This window comes from Alteribacter aurantiacus DSM 18675, from assembly GCF_000429705.1.
Taxonomy (GTDB): domain Bacteria; phylum Bacillota; class Bacilli; order Bacillales; family Salisediminibacteriaceae; genus Alteribacter; species Alteribacter aurantiacus.
Genome location: NZ_KE386941.1, coordinates 480,578 through 498,704, shown reverse-complemented (window position 1 = coordinate 498,704; position 18,127 = coordinate 480,578). Strand labels below are relative to the sequence as shown.

Genomic DNA, 18,127 nt, shown 5'->3' with positions numbered 1-18,127 from the left:
CAATGCCCCGTAAGGAGAATCCCTACGGGGCATTGGATTTGAATGCACTATTGATTGACTGTAACGAGTTGCTGACTTTCTTCAGCTTTTTCTTGAATTTCAACGGCATACCAACTTTTTGCGTCACCGTTTTCTTCCACGTAAGCTTCCATTCCGTAAATACCACGGTGATATGCAGTTAGAGCTTGATCCCAATCATCGTAACGGCTGAACAAAAACTCCAAATAAACGACTGAAAGCTGAATGGAATAAAACGGATCAAAAAGAAGGTCATCCTCGTAAGGAAGATCGGCCATGTCAGCAATCCATGGGCCAGTATTCTTCATAAACTGCGCCATACCATATGCACGTCCATACTGCGTTTTCGGTCCAACCGTCTCCGGATCGAACGTATCTCCCGTTTCCACACGGAGAAGCTCATACACTAAGAATGGGTCGATGTCTTTTTTCTCCGCTTCCAAAGCTAAGAATATTCCCCACTCTTCTTTAAACCTTCCTTCACTATCTTCCACAAAGTGATCAGCAATCATCGTGGCTTTTTGCCAAGAATCGTATCCTGCTACATCGTAGTCTTCCGGAAGATGATCAATATAATGTTGCATTTGCTCTGTTTCTTCTGCCAAGATCTGCTCTTCTCTTTGTTTTTCCTTCTGTTCTTTTATTTCAGCGACTCGCTCTTGCATTTGGTGGTTTTGAAATCCTAGTACAATAACCGTTCCACCAAGCATCACAAAAGCAACTGCCGTAATGATTATGAAAGACCATTTACTTTTCATCCATGTCCCTCCTACAGAACCGTCCTCACTTACACGACTGTAAATCTTACGCTCATTCGACAAATTTCGCAAACCTGACAAAGTGACTTTAATCGTTATTATCTTATTTAAAACCTTCCTACTATTACTTAGCTCTCCTATCCATTATTAGAGAAACGTATGCTTCCAATTACTCGGTATTTCTGTCCTATCAAACCCAAATTCATACAAAAAAAAGAGACTATCGGTTTATGATAATCTCTTTTCCCTCTTCTTTTATTTTAAAACCTCTAGTGTTGTTTTGAAGCTACAGACCGGAAATGTCTGAACACAATCCCTTGCTTTGGAGAGAAAAAGAACGCTAAACCAAATAGTGCAGAAGCCACAAGGACAATCGATGCACCTGAAGAAACATCATAGATAACAGAGAAAAACAATCCCATTACCGCAGATATCACGCCAAACACGGCACTTAAACCGAGCATGACTGGAAAGCGATCTGTCAATAAGTACGCCGTCGCTCCAGGCGTAATCAGCATAGCAACAACGAGGATAATCCCCACTGTTTGAAGGGAAGCAACGGTAACCAAGGATAGTAATAGCATAAGCATATAATGAATAAATTGAACAGGAAGACCCGTTGCTTTTGCCATCGTCTCATCAAACGTACTTAATAAAAGTGGACGGTAAAAAACAAAGACGGCTAATAAAACAAAGATTCCTATACCAAATGTAATCCAAAGATCTGTTCTAGAAACAGCCAATACGTTCCCAAATAGGATATGCCACAAATCTACGCTCGATCCACGCATAGCTGTAATTAGAACGACACCTAAAGCAAACATCGCGGTAAACATAATACCGATAGCTGAGTCCTCTTTTATTCGGCTATTCTGGGAAATGTACCCAATTGATAAGGCTGTAATTACACCGGTAATGACTGCCCCTATAAAGAAGTTCACTCCGATCATATAAGCAATGACGACCCCTGGTAGAACCGCATGAGAGATCGCGTCCCCCATCAGAGCCATTCCTCTTAAGATAATGAAGCATCCTATAACACCACATATGACCCCAACCAACACTGCTGCAAGCATGGCGTTTTGTAAATAAGGATACCGAGACACTTGATCTACAAAGCTTATGACATTCTCAATCATTGGCTCACCACCACAATCCCGTCCTTATCATCAAGTACAGCCGCACTGCCTTGGTAAGCACGCTTTAAAAACTCAGGTGTATACACATCTTTAACTGCTCCTGCAGAAATGAGCTCTTGGTTTAATAGGATTAATTGATCAAAGTATTTCTCAACCTTACTTAAATCATGATGGACTACAAAAATGGTTTTTCCACTATCTCTTAGTTGATGTAAGAGGTTTACGATAATCTCTTCAGATTTAACATCGATGCCAACGAATGGTTCATCCAAGAAGAATACATCAGCGTTTTGAGCTAACGCTCTTGCGATAAATACCCTCTGTTGTTGTCCACCTGAAAGTTCTCCAATCTGTCTTTTTGAGAACTCTTCCATACCTACCTTCACCAACGCTTCTTTAGCCAGTTCTCGGTCTCTTTTGGAACTTCTCTTATACCAAGGAATATGAGCATAGCGTCCCATTAGGACGACATCTTCCACACGCACTGGAAAATCCCAATCAATCGTGTTTCTTTGTGGCACATAGGAAATTTGCTTTCGATATGTTTTGATCGTTTCTCCGAAAACACTCACATCTCCATTTGATTTTTCAAGGCCCAAGATGGCTTTTATCAATGTGGATTTCCCTGCCCCATTAGGTCCGATCACACCAATGAGCTGCCCTTTATCAACAGAAAAATTAATGTTTTTTAATGCAAGGTGTCCGTGATAGTGTACAGATAGTTCACGCACATCAATTGTCTCATGTAAAGACATGATTCACTTCCCCCTCTTCCAATTCTAGAAAATAGACGTTCGTTTAGATATCATCTGTAATATATGTTATGCGCATATGATTTGTGCCATACGGCGAAAAAGTTGTACTCAAATTAAAAAGTTGCCCTAAGTAAACTTTTGTTGCTGTGTTCAATTATAGACGCTAAAGGGGAAAATATCAAATCTAAATCATCCATCCGTAAACATAAGCCTGTCTAAGTAGTGAAGCCATTTTTTTTATTAAATTAGTATACTCTTACGTCCGTGTGTAAAACCCCAGATTTACGCCATCCGCTCCCTTTTCACTACGGTCCCGGCTTGTTGCAAGAATCCTGCTTCTTCCTCTGTAATGCTTCGTCGTTTTTGCGTCGAAGCAACGCAAAGCACAATCACGAGGTAAACGGTCGTCACTGCCGCCGCTGGATCATTACTAGCGTTCAACAACGAATATCAAAAGGCCACAACACGTCACATAAAGTAAAGGTTTGCTGGGTAAGAGGAATATACATTTTTTAAGACTTCTTAACGCACAAAAAAACTGTCCTCGAGGGTGCCCCCTAAGACAGTGATGACTCTTCTGTTCCTTCTTCAGGTTCTTCATACAAAGGTAATGAGATTCTTACTAACGTGCCTTGACCAACTTCACTTTCAATGGAGAAGGATCCCTCATGTTCTTCTACGATTCTTTTACACAATGGAATACCGATTCCTGTCCCCTTATCTTTTGTCGTAAAAAAAGGCTTGTATATATCGTTTAGAACGATTTCGGGCATACCTGGACCAAAATCTTGAAGCTCAATAATATAGTGCTCTTCCTTTACAGATGTATGCATTGTAAATTTACGATCGTTTCCTTCTTTTTCATAAGCTTCAATGGAGTTTCGCAAAACGTTAAGAGTAACTTGCCTAATCATTTGGTCATTCACATACAAGTACTTTTTTGAATGCCTGATCGCAAAACTAAAATCGATATCATGGAGTAAGCATTCCGAGCGGAAGATCATGAGCATGGATTCAATTAATTCAGAAGGAAGAATATATTTTTTATCAATTTTCTTTCTCGACATGGATAAGAAATCTTCAATGATCAAGTTCATACGATCAATCTCAGATGAAATCGTTTCATAATATTTGTTGAGACTATTGGACAATTTTGAAAGCTGAATAAACCCTTTGATCACTGAAAGAGGGTTTCGGAGTTCATGTGCGACTCCCGCTGCAATTTGTGAAACACTTTCCATTTGTTGTTTATACGTAAGCAACTGTTCAAAACGATGCTCAACCGTTTCATCTTTCACATACACGCACAGTAGTGTGGGAGATAATAGATGCCCATAGATGGTAAGCCTCACTTCATCCTTCTCAAAGACGACTGTAGCTTTACGATTATCCATCGTCACGATATCAGCCAGTTTTGAAATTGTACGATGAAAACTGTACTCTTGGTTCAAGTACGGAACTTCCAAAGATAGAGGTTCATCAATTGTTTTTATTATCTCCAAGAACAATTGATTGTGAGAAACAATTCGCCTCTCAATATCCATTGTAAAAAAAGGAATCGGAATATCTTTTAAAATACGAAGAAGATCTCCAGCTTCTTCTTCTACTTTCTTTCCTTTTAATAAAACCCCTTCAGAAAGAGACATCCCTTCAAAACGCATCAAAAATACTTGCGATTTATATCTTAATTCAAAATAATCACTAGCGGTGGATTTTGATTCAGAAAGTTTGCGTAAAAAAGCATGAAACCGAACCACTTCATGATCCGAAAACAAATGAAAGAACGAATTATTGTCTATTCCCTGCTCATCAGATGGCATTGTTATTGAAACAAGGGTGTCGTTTTCGTCAAAGACGAGAAGCCATTCTGAAGACATTTCTACAATCGTTTCCATGATTTCTTCATTTTTAATCAAAGTATGACAGTCCATGCCCTGGATTTCCCCCATTTCTTCATGGCAGGTTTTATTCCACATAATCGTTACTCAAAAGTATACAATATTTTGGCAGTAATTTCTTCATTTAATTTTCAGAATCATCAATATGATCTTATAATTAAAACCGATGAAACCTAATCCTTTCTTCCACATAGGCTAATAAAGAGAAAAGAAGGCACTAAAAAAATCGATCTTTAACTTTTTCAATGCCTTCAGAAAAAAGGAGGGAACGACGATGAACCCTTTTATTCAACAGTTGGTCAATCAAAAGATTAATCAACTGGATTTAAAAGAACTGATGCGCTTAAGCAAACAAAACAATATTCCCTTAACCGTTAAGCAAGGGAAAGAAATTATGGCCATTTTAAAGAAGCAGCCTATTGACGTTGGTAACCAGAAACAAATAGCACGTATCCAGCAAGAGTTAAAGAACCTCGACCCTGCCCTGTATAAAAAAGCGGAAAAACTGCTCGAACCTTATAAAAGCTACATCAATTGGCCGACTTAATAAATCGGTCACCAAAAAAAGATGGCAGAGGACTCAGTCCTCTGCCATCAATCTTTACACACCCATAATCTTATCCTTAAGATCTTCTTGAAATCTCTTTTCTTTAATCATATTAATTTCAAAACGGTAAGGGGCTTTTTTGTTCTTCTTGTCCGTACCTACATAAGGGGTTTCAAGGATCTTTGGGATGTTTTCAAAAGCATCATGATAAATGACGTTGGTTAGTGCGTCAAAACCGATATGTCCAAAGCCGATGTTTTCGTGACGGTCTTTTTTGGCGCCACGTTCATTTTTACTGTCATTAACGTGAAGGACCTTTAACCGGTCTAGCCCTACAATACGATCAAACTCATCAATGACCCCGTCCAAATTGCCAACGATGTCATAGCCCGAATCATGAACGTGGCACGTATCAAAGCAAACACTTAGCTTTTCATTATGGTGGACACCATCAATGATTTTGGCTAATTCATCAAAGTTTCTTCCACACTCAGATCCTTTTCCTGCCATCGTTTCCAATGCAATCTGAACATCTTGTTCCGGATCGAGTACCTCATTTAATCCTTCAATGATTTTTGCAATCCCTTTGTCCGCACCGGCACCTACGTGAGCGCCAGGATGCAGCACGATTTGCTTTGCTCCGATCGCTTCCGTACGATCTATCTCGCTTTTTAAAAAGTTAACGCCAAGTTCGAATGTCTCTGGTTTTTGTGAGTTCCCGATATTAATGATATATGGTGCATGAACGACGATGTTACTAATGCCGTTTTCTTTCATGTGTGCCGTTCCGGCCTCAATGTTCAATTCATCGATCGGTTTACGACGTGTATTTTGAGGTGCCCCAGTATAAATCATGAACGTGGTCGCCCCGTAAGAAGCCGCTTCCTCACTTGAAGCTACTAACATTTTTTTTCCGCTCATGGAAACGTGTGATCCCAGTAACATGACTATCCTCTCCCAAATCAATCTTTATTTATTTTTCATACGATTGTTTCGCTTGGTTTCCAATCTTCTCTGACGCTTTCTTTCTTGCTCCATTTGCATCTTCGCCTTTTTCTTATAGCCAGGCTTCACCTTTTTAGGCTTAGGCTTTTTGATGGTTACATCGCTTTCTTGAGGTTGATTTTGCAGCCTTCTGCGACGCATTTTTTGTTCTAGATCTACCCATTCATCGTTCTTAATATCTTTGTAAACAAATGAGATCCCCTGTGATTCCAGCTTTTCAACGGATTGCTGATCCTTTCGATTCACGATCGTAGCAGCAATACCGTCCCAGCCTGCTCTCGCTGTTCTACCTACACGGTGAACATAGTATTCAAGCTCCTTAGGAATTTCGACATTAATGATATGACTAATCCCTTTTACATCAATTCCGCGAGCAACGAGGTCAGAAGCTACAAGGTACTGAACCTCTGCATCCTTTAGCTTCTTCATCACTTTTTTACGGTCACGTGGGGATATTCCTCCGTGTAGCTTTTCAACGTCCAAACCAGCATCCAAAAAGGCTTGATAAACGTCATCCACCATTTCTTTAGAGTTTGCGAACACCACAGCTAAATATGGGTTAAACGCTTTTGCCATCTCTACGGAAAGTTCTTTCACATCACGATCACGATCGGGAATAAGCCAATGCTGAATTTTCTTTGGTGATGCTTGTTTTGGTTCAACTTTTACGTGCTTTGGGTTGCTCATATATTTACGTAAGAAAGGCTGAAGTTTTTCCGGTATTGTAGCTGAGAAAACCAGCATTTGAAGGTTATCTCTCATACGCGATGCTGCTTGATCCACATCTTCAATGAATCCCATATCAAGCATTTGGTCCGCTTCATCTACAACAAGAATGCTTGCATGATGCACATCCAACGCATTGTCTTTAACGAGATCATTAATCCGTCCTGGTGTTCCAACTACAATATGAGGAGGATTCTTTAGCTTTTCAACCATTCTCTGACGGTCCGTACCACCAACCACGAGCTTAGCTGTGACTTTGTTTTCCCCATGCTCAAGAATTTTCGCTAGTTCATCAAACAATTGTTGAGCTAGTTCCCGAGTAGGGGCTGTAATAACAGCTTGCACATTGCGTTTTTCTTCATTTATTCGATCTACAAGAGGGAGCAAGAATGCCAATGTTTTTCCCGTACCTGTTTGCGATTGTCCAATAACATCAGAGCCATTTTTAATTGAAGGGATCAGACGCTCTTGAATCTCCATCGGAAGTTCGATTCCTTGAGCCACTAACGATTCAATAATAAAAGGCTTCAGTTCAAATCGTTCAAAATTATGTTTCATACCTTTTCCTACTTTCTTTAAAAACACTTGCCAGGTTTCCCTGACCTGTTTTTTCCAAATTTACGTCTAAATACTGCTTTCACAGCATACACTAATTATACATTTTAACACGGACAAGGACCTCTGCGCTAGCTGAATGTGAATGTTTTAGTGTCCACTCTTCTTGTCCAAACCCTTACATGAGGCTGACGGTCATAAAAAGTCCCTTTTTTAAAGATATTCGGTCTTTTAAAACTTTTTCTGCTTCCTCATTACCATTCTTGTCAGAATAACCCACTTTAATCACAACGCCCAATCCAATTCCTAACGCGTGCATATATATACCAAGAGAATATTTTGCATGTGAAAGGATTGGTAGGTATGTTCGGTCCACGTCCCTTACCACCAGCAAATCAGCCCACTTTCTCACCCTTTATGAGAGGACCCGGATCTGGCGCAGGAATGGCACGGAGTTCGGGGGCTGCAGGTCAGTTTGGTCAATTTAATTCAATGTTTGGCGGTGCCCCTCAGGCCGGAATGAGGCAAAGTGGAGGTCTTTTATCTCGTCTCTTTGGAGGTGGAGGAGCCCAAGCTGCTGGATCTTCTGCTCGTGGCCTTGGAGGCCTTGGAGGATTCGGAGGTATGGGAAGCTCGGCTGGGGCTTCTGCTGGAGCTGGTCCACTTGCCACATTAACGAATGCTGTCAGTAACGGCGGAGGTATTAACTCTGTACTTGGACTTGTACAAAATGCTCAAAAAGCCGTTCAAGTCGTGCAAACAGTCGGCCCTATGGTACAACAATATGGCCCCCTCGTTCGCTCTCTACCTCAATTAATGGCAATCATGCGTTCAAGTGATAGTAGTGATGAAGATGAAACAGAGGCATCCGACCAATCCAATGACGGTATTGATGAGGAAAATAGCGATCAAAGCTCTGAAGAAGTCATCGAAATAAACAAAAAAACAACAAAGAAAAAGAAACCTGTCAAAAAAACACTCCCTGCGGTGAGCCCTAAACGAAAACGAAGAAAAAAACGCACGCAAAGCCAAGTACAAATCAGTAAAAAGAAAGAAAAAAGCCCCAAAAAAGACCTTCCCGGCCCTAAGCTGTACGTATAAGAAATCTCAGTCTTTTTGAACAAGACTGATTTTTCTTTCTTATTTATTTCTTATTGACGAAAGTTGTCCAACATAGTAAAATTTTTAATTTATATCTTTTTGTGGTAAAATAACTTCATAACCGTAATGGAGGAATGTATATGTTCAAAGTCGGTGATCACGTTGTTTACCCGTACCACGGTGCCGGTACCATTCAAGATATGGAAGAAAAAGATATTCTGGGAGAAAAGATTAATTACTTTATTGTCTTCTTTCCACTGAACCACGTTACACTCATGCTTCCTGAAAACCGCGTTAAAGAATCAGGACTAAGAAAGGTCATTGAGACTTCAAAAGTTGATGAGCTTGCCACTGCTCTTAGTCAACCTGACAGCAATACCTCCAAGAAAGAAGCTGCAAGACCATATTCAAAAGAGAATGAAACACTACTAAAAACCGGTTGCATCATGGACGCCGCCAGTGTCATTGCTAACCTTACATCAAAGGAAGGCGAGCGTACAAACGGTCTACATATGGAAGACCGTAAGAACATGGATCGAGCAAAGCAATTCATCGCCAGTGAATTAATGCTTGTAAACGATATTTCAGAAGAAGAAGCCTACGAGTTTATTATGAAAAACTCCCAAGGTGCCTAAAGCTTATAGAGATGCTCGCACAAGCGTTGCGAGCATCTTTTTTGTTATGATGGTAACAAACACAATGTGCATAGCGGTTCCCCTTTTTGTTCATGTGTTTTATAATGAAGAATGGACTTAAATGTTAGAGACGTCTCTATAATGGAGGATTGAATAAAGATGGATGTATTAAAGATCTCCCCACGGGGCTATTGTTATGGTGTTGTTGATGCAATGGTACTTGCCAGACAGGCAGCTGAAAATTTGGATCTTCCGCGCCCTATTTATATTTTAGGTATGATTGTACACAATAAACACGTTACAGATGCCTTTGATGAAGAAGGTATTGTTACCTTAGACGGACCAAACCGCCTTGAAATTCTAAAGCAAGTGGACAAAGGAACCGTCATTTTCACTGCTCACGGGGTTTCGCCGGAAGTACGCACACTCGCAAAAGAAAAAGGACTTACAACAGTAGATGCAACTTGCCCTGATGTGACACGGACACATGACCTGATTCGTGAAAAGAAACAAGAAGGCTACCATGTGATTTATGTTGGTAAAAAGGGACACCCAGAGCCTGAAGGTGCGATCGGTGTTGCTCCTGACATCGTTCATTTGGTTGAGTCAGAAGCAGATGTCGAAGCGCTTAATATTGATGCTGAACGAATCATCATCACAAATCAAACGACAATGAGTCAATGGGATGTAAAAAACATCATCAATCAAGCACTGGCTCGTTACCCTCATGCAGAGGTTCACAATGAAATTTGCATGGCTACTCAAGTAAGACAAGAAGCCGTCGCAAAACAAGCAGGTGAATCCGACCTCTTACTTGTTGTAGGAGACCCTAAAAGTAACAACTCAAACCGCTTGGCTCAAGTTTCCAAAGAGATTGCCGGTACACCTGCGTACCGTATTGCCAATGTAAACGAAATAGATTTAAATTGGTTAAAAGGCATCTCGCAAGTGGCCGTTACTGCTGGAGCAAGCACACCTACTCCAATCACAAAAGAAGTGATTAGATTCCTTGAACAATTCGATGAAGAGGATCCAGGAACCTGGAGTACGGTGAGCCAAGTAAAAATGACCAAGATATTACCAAAAGTAAAGAAAAAGCAAGCTCAATAATGATGATAGCAAAAAAGAAGCTCGCCTATCGGCAGCTTCTTTTTTGGTTCAATTAAATAAACTGGAAAGGGTCTGTGTTCACCTTTGACACCACAATTTTTGTATCGTACTTCTTTTCTTTCATGAAGGACGACAGAAAGCTTGCAACGCCCTCCTTCATCACTTTCTCCACGTTATGACCCGGGTCAACCATCATTAGGCCCTCCATCATGGCATCATGAGCAACATGATAATACAAATCCCCTGTCACAAAGACATCGGCACCTTTAAATAAAGCTTGGTTTACATATTTGTTCCCGTCTCCACCAAGCACAGCAACTCTACTCACTTTTCGCGTCATGTCCCCTACAACTCTGGCGCCTGAAACATCAAACGCTTGTTTAACGTGTTCACCGAATTCTGCCAAAGTCATGTCACTTTTCAAGCCACCGATACGACCAAGGCCAAGCTTTTCACCTGGGACTGCCATGTCATAAAGATCATATGCTACCTCTTCATAAGGGTGAGCGTTTACCATTGCTCTTACCACTCTTTTTTCAATTGATGCAGGGAAGACCGACTCTATTTTCAGTTCGTTCACTTGTTCCATTTTCCCTTGCTCCCCAATGAATGGATCGGTTCCTTCCCCAGGTTTGAACATGCCAGTCCCGCTCGTGTTGAAAGAGCAATGACTGTAGTTCCCCAAATGGCCGGCACCTGCTTGCCCCATCGCTTCCCTTACGCGCTCCGCGGAATCTTCAGGCACGAAAACGGCTACCTTCTTTAATGGATCTTCATAAGTCTCTACAAGAACTTCCGTTTCCTCAAGCCCCAGAGCTTTGGCCATTAAATCGTTCACGCCACCTGGAGCTACATCTAAGTTAGTATGAGCTGCATATACGGCTATGTCATGCTTAATCAATTTTTCTACGGTTCGCCCATACACTTGATCCGTTCTAAGAGCTTTAATAGGCTTAAAGATAATCGGGTGGTGAGCAATAATCAAATCCACACCCTGCTCAATTGCCTCATCTACTACCGGTTCGATTACGTCTAATGCGACCATGACCTTGTTTACATTCTTGTTCAAGGTCCCGATCTGCAAACCAACTTTATCTCCTTCTACTGCATACCCTTTAGGGGAAAATGCTTCAAAAGCTTGGATGATGGCTTGTCCATTCGTTTGTTTCATTGCAATTCCTCCTCTAACCATGAAAGATAGCGTTTTATTTTTTCCTTTTTTTCAACTAACGCTGGCGTATGTTCACCTTTGGAAAGTTGTTCTAACACGTTGGTCAATTGTTCTTTTTCCTTTGTCCACTTCATATTAAACGCCTGATCTTTTCTTTTCATTAAATATGGACCAAGCCACATCTCCTTTTCCAGCTGAGAAGGCGTATATGCCGACTCGGGAGGACGTTCCTTTGTGGCTAATACCACTTCATAGATGTGCCCATCTTCCTCCAAGATCTGTTCATCATCCAAGGACCATCCGTTTTCATAAAGCCATTTTCGAATATGGTCACATGCCACGTTCGGTTGCAATACAAGTCGCTTAACCCCACCAAGGCGAGCTTTTCCTTGTTCAAGAATGTTCATAATAAGAGGACCACCCATTCCGGCGATCGTCACTACGTCAATCTCTTCTTCCTCTAACACTTCGAGACCGTTACCAAGCTTCGGGGAAATCACATGTTCAAGGCCACGAGATTGAATGTTTTTTTTAGCAGAAGCCAATGGACCTTGATTTACTTCTCCAGCTACTGCGTAAGATACAATGTCGTTCTCGACCGCGTAACAAGGAAGCTTTGCATGATCCGAACCGATGTCTGCAATACGAGAACCTTTCGGAATATAACGCACAACAACTTTTAAACGATCGGATAAATCTTGAGGTTTCAAATCCATCACCTGTTTCATTAACTTAGTATGTATTAAATAAGACAAAAAGAAGGAACATGACATCCCTTCTTTTACTCACTATTATTCGTTTTCACTTAAAATGTATTCTGCAACGGCTTCAGCTTCTTCTCCGCCTACAAGCCCGTCAGGCATTGTTCCTGGGCCTTCTTCAATAGCAGTGATGATGTCTTCTGCTGAATAAGAGCCGTCATTCAAAGCTGGGCCTGAGCCACCGCCTAAATCTCCGCCGTGACAAGAAAGACAGTTTTGCTCGTATACATGTTCACCAAGCTCGATTGGGTCATCGAATTCTTGTTCTTCTTCTTCTCCGTTTTCCCCACCCTCAGCTTCTTGGGCAATCTGGTCTTGTTGAACATTTCCTACAAAAGATAAAACAACCATAAGTAAGATTCCAAGAATAGCGGTTACAAGGAACGGATAAAGGGGTTTCCCTCTCATGTTATGTACCTCCTTCAAATGTCAGTCAGTCTTAAACCGGGAGTGTATCAAAAAAAGCCCCGACGTTTAGCTTCACACAGCTATAGTATATTCTACTCTAAAAACGTATAAGTGAAAAGAGGAAAGGTGAATATTTGTCTCTCTCTTGTAGATTCTGTTACAAATCGACGAACTTTATACGTTAAATGGGCGCCCTTCATTGAATGGAGCACACAATACAACTTACTGATTCACTTAAATAAAGAGGTCATTGTTTTTGGATCATCTGTAATAATGCTTGTCACGTTTAGACGCTTACACCTAAGCGCTTCTTTTTCACGATTAATCGTATAAGCCCTTACCGGTATTCCGCTTTTCGCCCATAAGGGATAGAATTGCATTGCCTGATAAGAATGACGGATGTGAATGGCGTGTGCTTGTATGGCATTAGCGTACCGAATGCCTCTGAACAATGGAGTTTTCGTTAAAAAAGCACGTTGGAAATATTCCTTTGCTTCCTGGGCCATATACGTAAGTACAGGATGATGGAATGTAGAGACAACGGTGCGCTTTGACAAACCATACTCATCAATTAAATGAAGCGTTGGATCCAATAGGACTTCAAACTTTTTTGGCGGTTTTTTAATCTCCATATGTAAAGTAAGGTGATTCTCTTTCATCCATTCAAGGACTTCTTCTAAACTGGGAATTTTTTCACCGCGAAACCTTTCGGCAAACCAGCTACCCGCATCAAACTGGCGTAATTCCTTATAAGTAAAGGATCTCAGCCATCCACTTCCATTTGTGGTTCGGTCAATTTTCTCATCATGAAAGACGACAGGTACACCATCTTTTGTCCATTGGACATCCAATTCGATTCCGTCGACGGGGTAAGTAGCTGCTGAAAGAAAAGATGCCATTGTATTTTCTGGTGTATAAAACGTGTTCCCCCGGTGAGCAATCACTTCCATGAACGATTCTCCTTTATCGCGTTTATTCCTTTATTATAACCACCCCTCGGAAAGAACGCGAATATTCACACCCATACAGCTCTAAGAAAACACTCGTAAATGCTCAGGCTGAATGTAGAATAGATTCGTTTCGTTAAAATAAACTGATCCCATACGAAAAACAAACTATAGTAGGCTAAAAAACAAAAAAAGCATAACGAATCCTGACACACCTGCAATCCACAAATAGGTAAGCCTGAACCATCGACCAGCCCAGATCCAAACCACACATGTGATTATAACAGACATCGTAAGGGCAAATTGAGACCCTTCAATGACGGTATGCAATACCAAGGTGATCCAATAAAATTGAATGACAGCAGCACCACACACAAAATATGACACGGTTGCCTTATTAGCTTTCAGACTATATACAAGACCGCTACTAAAAAGTAGAAATAAAAGACTTGCTAGACCTATTTGCATTACCGTCGAAAACTGAGTAAAATAAATGACAAGAAATGTTAACGCTGTCATTACGATAGAGGCTAAGATCATGGCCATGGATTTACTTGTTAGTCTGGTCCGTCGTTTTTCCGGTACGCTCTCGTCTCGATCGTAGAGTCTTAATAAAAACGTACAGTAAACGTCAGGCAATAAGCGATTTTTTTGCCAATACTTTATCTCATTTTTAATAATTGCTTTTCGCTCTTCCATAATCCGACCGCCGATCTACTCTGTCTTACTACTTATATCGTGCAACGAATTAGATTTGTTAATAAGAAAAGATAAAAAAACCTGACACGATAAATGATCGCATCAGGCGTTGAAACTCTATTCGAGAAAATCTTTTAGTCGTTTGCTTCTGCTAGGATGACGAAGCTTACGAAGTGCTTTTGCTTCTATTTGACGGATACGCTCACGCGTTACACCAAACACTTTTCCTACCTCTTCAAGTGTTCTAGTACGACCATCATCGAGACCGAAACGAAGGCGCAACACATTCTCTTCACGGTCTGTTAATGTGTCTAGAACGTCTTCGAGCTGTTCTTTTAGAAGCTCATAAGCAGCAGCATCAGATGGCGCAAGAGCTTCTTGGTCTTCAATAAAGTCACCAAGGTGTGAATCATCTTCTTCACCGATCGGTGTTTCAAGGGAAACAGGCTCTTGAGCAATCTTTAAAATTTCCCTTACCTTTTCAGGTGTAAGGTCCATCTCTTTGGATACTTCTTCTGGCGTCGGCTCTCGTCCTAGGTCCTGAAGAAGCTGACGTTGAACACGGATGAGTTTATTGATTGTTTCAACCATATGAACCGGGATGCGGATTGTTCTTGCTTGGTCAGCGATTGCACGAGTGATAGCTTGACGAATCCACCAAGTGGCATACGTACTAAATTTATAGCCCTTGTTATAGTCAAACTTCTCAACGGCTTTGATCAGTCCCATGTTCCCTTCTTGGATTAAGTCAAGGAACAACATGCCTCTACCTACGTAACGCTTAGCAATACTAACTACAAGCCTCAAATTCGCTTCAGCTAGACGACGCTTTGCTTCTTCGTCTCCATTTTCAATGCGTTTTGCAAGGCTGACTTCTTCTTGAGCAGATAGTAAAGGTACACGTCCGATTTCTTTCAAATACATACGAACGGGGTCATTTATTTTTATTCCCGGAGGCACACTCAAGTCATTTAAGTCGAATTCATCTTCTTTTTCAACTTGTTGCATACTCGGGACACTGACTCCCTCGTTATCATTCATGATCTCGACACCTTGCTCACCGAGATATTCGAAAAACTCATCCATTTGTTCGGAGTCTTGATCGAACGCAGCTAGACGTTCAGTAATCTCAGCATACGTTAAAACTCCTCGCTTCTTTCCGAGTTCAACTAATTGTTCCTTCACCTGATCGATGGTTAGATCGCCTTCCGCCATAGGGCGAATAGGTTTCTCAGCCATGCGATCCCTCCTTCCATTGGTTCACGACAACTTCTTTATAAAAAAGTTTGAACTATGATAACAGACTATTTTTAAGCTGTTGTTCCATTTTAATAATTTCTGCGGCCATTCCCGCAGCTTTCACAGCATCTTTTGTTGACTTTAATTCTTGTTTCATTCTCTCTATTTCCACTTTTTTAGGGTAGATGAGAATTTGTTTAATATAATCGTTCAATTCTTGCTCAGACAATTCTTCTTTGATTGCCATCATCGCAAGCTCACTGACGATTCGTTTTAAACGTTCATCGGGCAACTGCTCGATAAACCGAGCCAATGAAGGTTCATATCCTTCACCGTAATAACTGTACAAGTGGGCGGCAATAGCATGGTAGTCATCTATGTTAAAAGATGCACCTAGTTTTTCTTGTACCCTGAACGTTAATTCCGCATCTTGTAACATATGAGCGAGAAGATAACGTTCCGCATTTGCGTATGCAGGAAGTAGTCTATTCCCTGATTTCAATGACACAAACTTCCGTTCCGTACTCTTTGAATCAGGTAAAGAGCCTTCCTCTTTTTTGCCACGCTTTTGAGTTTTATGGATGTGTAAAAGTTCTTGTTTTAGAACGTCTAGCGATAAAGAAAACTCATCAGCTAGCTGCCTCGAATAATGGTCACGCTCGACTGCCCGATTAAGCTTACTCACTTCCACGAGCATTTTCTCCACGTATTCCATCCGGTCACCTTCAGCCTGGAGGTTTAATCCTTTCCTAAAATACCGGAATTTAAACCCCATAAACGTCTGGCTTTCTCCAAGAACTTCCTCATTGAAACGATCCGCTCCATATTTTTGGATGTAATCGTCCGGATCTAAGCCTTCCTCGAGATTGGCAACTCTTACTGTCAATCCTGCCTGCTCAAGAAGGTCAGCATTCTTGAATGTGGCAGCTTGACCTGCATCATCCGAGTCGAAACAAAGGACCACTTTCTCTGTGTTTCGCTTGAGCATTTTTACTTGGCGTTCAGTAAGTGCTGTTCCCATGGAGGCAATACCATTATCTATACCCGCTCCAAAAGCAGAAATAACATCGGCGTATCCTTCGAACAAAATCGCTTCATTTTTCTTTCGGATAGATGGCCTAGCACGATTAAAAGCGTAGAGAATCTCACTTTTGTTAAAAAGCTCTGATTCAGGGCTGTTCATGTACTTTGGGTTACCTTCACCAAGGACACGACCACTAAAGCCGATCACTTGTCCTCGCCTATCCCATATAGGAAACATAATTCTACCGCGAAACCTATCGAATGGCTTTCCGTCAAAATCTCGCTTTGCGAGAAGCCCCGCTTCGACCATTTCATCCATATCATACTGCCGCTTGGATAAGAACGATGTTAGGAAGTCCCACGAATCAGGAGCAAAGCCAAGTTCGAATTCTTTAATTGTATCTTCATCAAATCCACGTTGTTCTAAGTACTGTTTTGCTTCCTTGCCTTCATCAGTTTGAAGTAGGACATGCTGGTACAGTTTCACACAAAGCTTATGAACTTCAACCCAATACCGATTTCGCTTTTTCTCTCGCGAGTCCTCCTGTGACTGCTCTGTTGTTTGAGGAAGTGAAATTCCGGATCGTTCGGCAAGCTTATCTACCGATTCCACAAAATTTACTCCTTCAATTTCCATAATGAAAGAAAAAACGTTTCCTCCTGCCCCACATCCAAAACAATGATAGAGCTGTTTATCTGGGGATACTGAGAAAGACGGTGTTTTCTCTCCATGAAAAGGACAGAGTCCCGACATGTTTCTACCTTGTTTTTTAAGCTGAACATAATCGCCAATCACATCAACGATATTGCTTGCTTTTCTAATTTCTTCTATTTTTTCATCAGGTATACGTGTGCCCACTTCGTTCACCACCCTTTAGTGAAAGTGTCGTATAAGGGATGGCTATTATAAATTCGCCTCAATCGTCAAAATTCCTGCCTGTTTGACAGAATTTTTTCAAACTGATCTTCAAAATGGTTACGGTCAGCATCTGTCATTTTTTTAGGGCCTTTGGTTTTCTTCCCTGCTCGTCTGAGCTTTCCCTGATCATGACGGATGGACAGCAATGTATTAATGTAAAGGTCTGTGACGATTTTGCCTCTTGGTGTTAGTACATGAACCCCCTTAGCAATCAGTAATCCAGCTAGACCGTGGTCTTGAGTAACGACAACGTCTCCTTTTTTCACATTTTTCACAATCGCCATATCTGCTGCTTCGGCTTCTTGATCGACTGTGATTTTTTGAACATGAGGCGGGAAAACTTTGCTCGTTTCGTGAGCATATGAACTAACTAATACAACAGGCAATTGAAACCGACCGGCAATTGAAATAGCCTCGTCTCGAACCGGACATGCATCTCCATCAATAAAGACGGTCTTAAAGTTATCTGACATAGTTGTTGTATTCTACATCTCCTGTTCGTTTCCTTCTTTTCTTGCCGTTTTTCATCTCACACTTACTATCTTTACCAAAAATACGATAAAAAGTCTTGACATATAAATTTTATTTGTTCTTTTTTCCAATATGCCTTGCGTGTAACAAAAAAAAATAAATCACAATTTTTCATTATATAGTAACAACACTAATTTCGCTAGCATTTTAATCAATCTTTTTTGCATGATTAATTTGGTGAT

General features: G+C 41.0%; 20 protein-coding genes. 4 read left to right on the top strand and 16 right to left on the bottom strand.

Annotation, left to right across the window (positions count from 1 at the left end; genetic code table 11):
• Positions 1-47 precede the first annotated feature (47 nt).
• The 5 genes from G476_RS0105635 to G476_RS21335 all read right to left on the bottom strand — a co-directional run bounded on the left by G476_RS0105635 (position 48) and on the right by G476_RS21335 (position 4,601).
• Positions 48-776, bottom strand: a complete 729-nt coding sequence (locus tag G476_RS0105635) for a lytic transglycosylase domain-containing protein (RefSeq protein WP_026689229.1) — start codon at positions 774-776, stop codon at positions 48-50.
• 269 nt (positions 777-1,045) lie between these two features.
• A complete protein-coding gene (locus tag G476_RS0105630; RefSeq protein WP_156906522.1) occupies positions 1,046-1,915 on the bottom strand; it encodes a metal ABC transporter permease in 870 nt (289 codons plus the stop codon).
• Positions 1,912-2,670 (bottom strand): metal ABC transporter ATP-binding protein, encoded by a 759-nt coding sequence (locus G476_RS0105625; protein WP_026689227.1) that lies wholly within the window; start codon positions 2,668-2,670, stop codon positions 1,912-1,914. The genes G476_RS0105630 and G476_RS0105625 overlap by 4 nt, the downstream gene beginning before the upstream one ends.
• Before the next feature lie 282 nt (positions 2,671-2,952).
• On the bottom strand, positions 2,953-3,111 hold the full coding sequence (locus tag G476_RS23495; RefSeq protein ID WP_156906521.1) for a hypothetical protein: 159 nt from the start codon (positions 3,109-3,111) through the stop codon (positions 2,953-2,955).
• A 116-nt stretch (positions 3,112-3,227) separates the two neighbouring features.
• The gene (locus G476_RS21335) at positions 3,228-4,601 is read right to left on the bottom strand and encodes an ATP-binding protein (protein WP_051314672.1); all 1,374 of its coding nucleotides are present in this window, start codon (positions 4,599-4,601) and stop codon (positions 3,228-3,230) included.
• Between the two features lie 241 nt (positions 4,602-4,842).
• On the opposite strand from G476_RS21335, the gene G476_RS0105615 reads away from it, so the two are divergent.
• Positions 4,843-5,115: a DUF2624 family protein gene (locus tag G476_RS0105615; protein ID WP_026689226.1), complete on the top strand. Its 273-nt coding sequence runs from the start codon at positions 4,843-4,845 to the stop codon at positions 5,113-5,115.
• A 54-nt stretch (positions 5,116-5,169) separates the two neighbouring features.
• Here G476_RS0105615 and G476_RS0105610 read toward each other — a convergent pair whose 3' ends face one another.
• The 3 genes from G476_RS0105610 to G476_RS0105600 all read right to left on the bottom strand — a co-directional run bounded on the left by G476_RS0105610 (position 5,170) and on the right by G476_RS0105600 (position 7,777).
• A complete protein-coding gene (locus G476_RS0105610) occupies positions 5,170-6,060 on the bottom strand; it encodes a deoxyribonuclease IV (protein ID WP_026689225.1) in 891 nt (296 codons plus the stop codon).
• Positions 6,061-6,084: 24 nt separating this feature from the next.
• Positions 6,085-7,404, bottom strand: a complete 1,320-nt coding sequence (locus G476_RS0105605; RefSeq protein ID WP_026689224.1) for a DEAD/DEAH box helicase — start codon at positions 7,402-7,404, stop codon at positions 6,085-6,087.
• Positions 7,405-7,579: 175 nt separating this feature from the next.
• A complete protein-coding gene (locus tag G476_RS0105600; RefSeq protein ID WP_026689223.1) occupies positions 7,580-7,777 on the bottom strand; it encodes a hypothetical protein in 198 nt (65 codons plus the stop codon).
• Between the two features lie 68 nt (positions 7,778-7,845).
• On the opposite strand from G476_RS0105600, the gene vrrA reads away from it, so the two are divergent.
• The 3 genes from vrrA (at position 7,846) to G476_RS0105585 (ending at position 10,247) form a co-directional block, all read left to right on the top strand.
• On the top strand, positions 7,846-8,502 hold the full coding sequence (gene vrrA / locus G476_RS22805; RefSeq protein WP_169720875.1) for a VrrA/YqfQ family protein: 657 nt from the start codon (positions 7,846-7,848) through the stop codon (positions 8,500-8,502).
• Between the two features lie 140 nt (positions 8,503-8,642).
• Complete coding sequence (locus tag G476_RS0105590) at positions 8,643-9,137, top strand: CarD family transcriptional regulator (protein WP_026689222.1); 495 nt, start codon at positions 8,643-8,645, stop codon at positions 9,135-9,137.
• A 159-nt stretch (positions 9,138-9,296) separates the two neighbouring features.
• Complete coding sequence (locus G476_RS0105585; protein ID WP_026689221.1) at positions 9,297-10,247, top strand: 4-hydroxy-3-methylbut-2-enyl diphosphate reductase; 951 nt, start codon at positions 9,297-9,299, stop codon at positions 10,245-10,247.
• A 52-nt stretch (positions 10,248-10,299) separates the two neighbouring features.
• Here G476_RS0105585 and G476_RS0105580 read toward each other — a convergent pair whose 3' ends face one another.
• From G476_RS0105580 to G476_RS0105545, 8 genes are all read right to left on the bottom strand, one after another.
• Positions 10,300-11,418: a Nif3-like dinuclear metal center hexameric protein gene (locus G476_RS0105580; RefSeq protein ID WP_026689220.1), complete on the bottom strand. Its 1,119-nt coding sequence runs from the start codon at positions 11,416-11,418 to the stop codon at positions 10,300-10,302.
• On the bottom strand, positions 11,415-12,134 hold the full coding sequence (locus G476_RS0105575; protein ID WP_035186148.1) for a tRNA (adenine(22)-N(1))-methyltransferase: 720 nt from the start codon (positions 12,132-12,134) through the stop codon (positions 11,415-11,417). Before G476_RS0105575 ends, G476_RS0105580 begins: the two co-directional genes overlap by 4 nt.
• Before the next feature lie 75 nt (positions 12,135-12,209).
• Positions 12,210-12,587, bottom strand: coding sequence for a c-type cytochrome (locus G476_RS0105570; RefSeq protein WP_026689218.1), 378 nt, complete (start codon positions 12,585-12,587; stop codon positions 12,210-12,212).
• A gap of 230 nt (positions 12,588-12,817) precedes the next feature.
• Positions 12,818-13,537: a glycerophosphodiester phosphodiesterase gene (locus tag G476_RS0105565; RefSeq protein WP_026689217.1), complete on the bottom strand. Its 720-nt coding sequence runs from the start codon at positions 13,535-13,537 to the stop codon at positions 12,818-12,820.
• A gap of 165 nt (positions 13,538-13,702) precedes the next feature.
• Positions 13,703-14,233 (bottom strand): hypothetical protein, encoded by a 531-nt coding sequence (locus G476_RS0105560; RefSeq protein ID WP_026689216.1) that lies wholly within the window; start codon positions 14,231-14,233, stop codon positions 13,703-13,705.
• A 117-nt stretch (positions 14,234-14,350) separates the two neighbouring features.
• Positions 14,351-15,472, bottom strand: a complete 1,122-nt coding sequence (rpoD, locus tag G476_RS0105555) for an RNA polymerase sigma factor RpoD (protein ID WP_026689215.1) — start codon at positions 15,470-15,472, stop codon at positions 14,351-14,353.
• 52 nt (positions 15,473-15,524) lie between these two features.
• Positions 15,525-17,354: a DNA primase gene (gene dnaG, locus G476_RS0105550; RefSeq protein ID WP_026689214.1), complete on the bottom strand. Its 1,830-nt coding sequence runs from the start codon at positions 17,352-17,354 to the stop codon at positions 15,525-15,527.
• Between the two features lie 65 nt (positions 17,355-17,419).
• Positions 17,420-17,887 (bottom strand): YaiI/YqxD family protein, encoded by a 468-nt coding sequence (locus G476_RS0105545; RefSeq protein WP_026689213.1) that lies wholly within the window; start codon positions 17,885-17,887, stop codon positions 17,420-17,422.
• Positions 17,888-18,127: the final 240 nt, after the last annotated feature.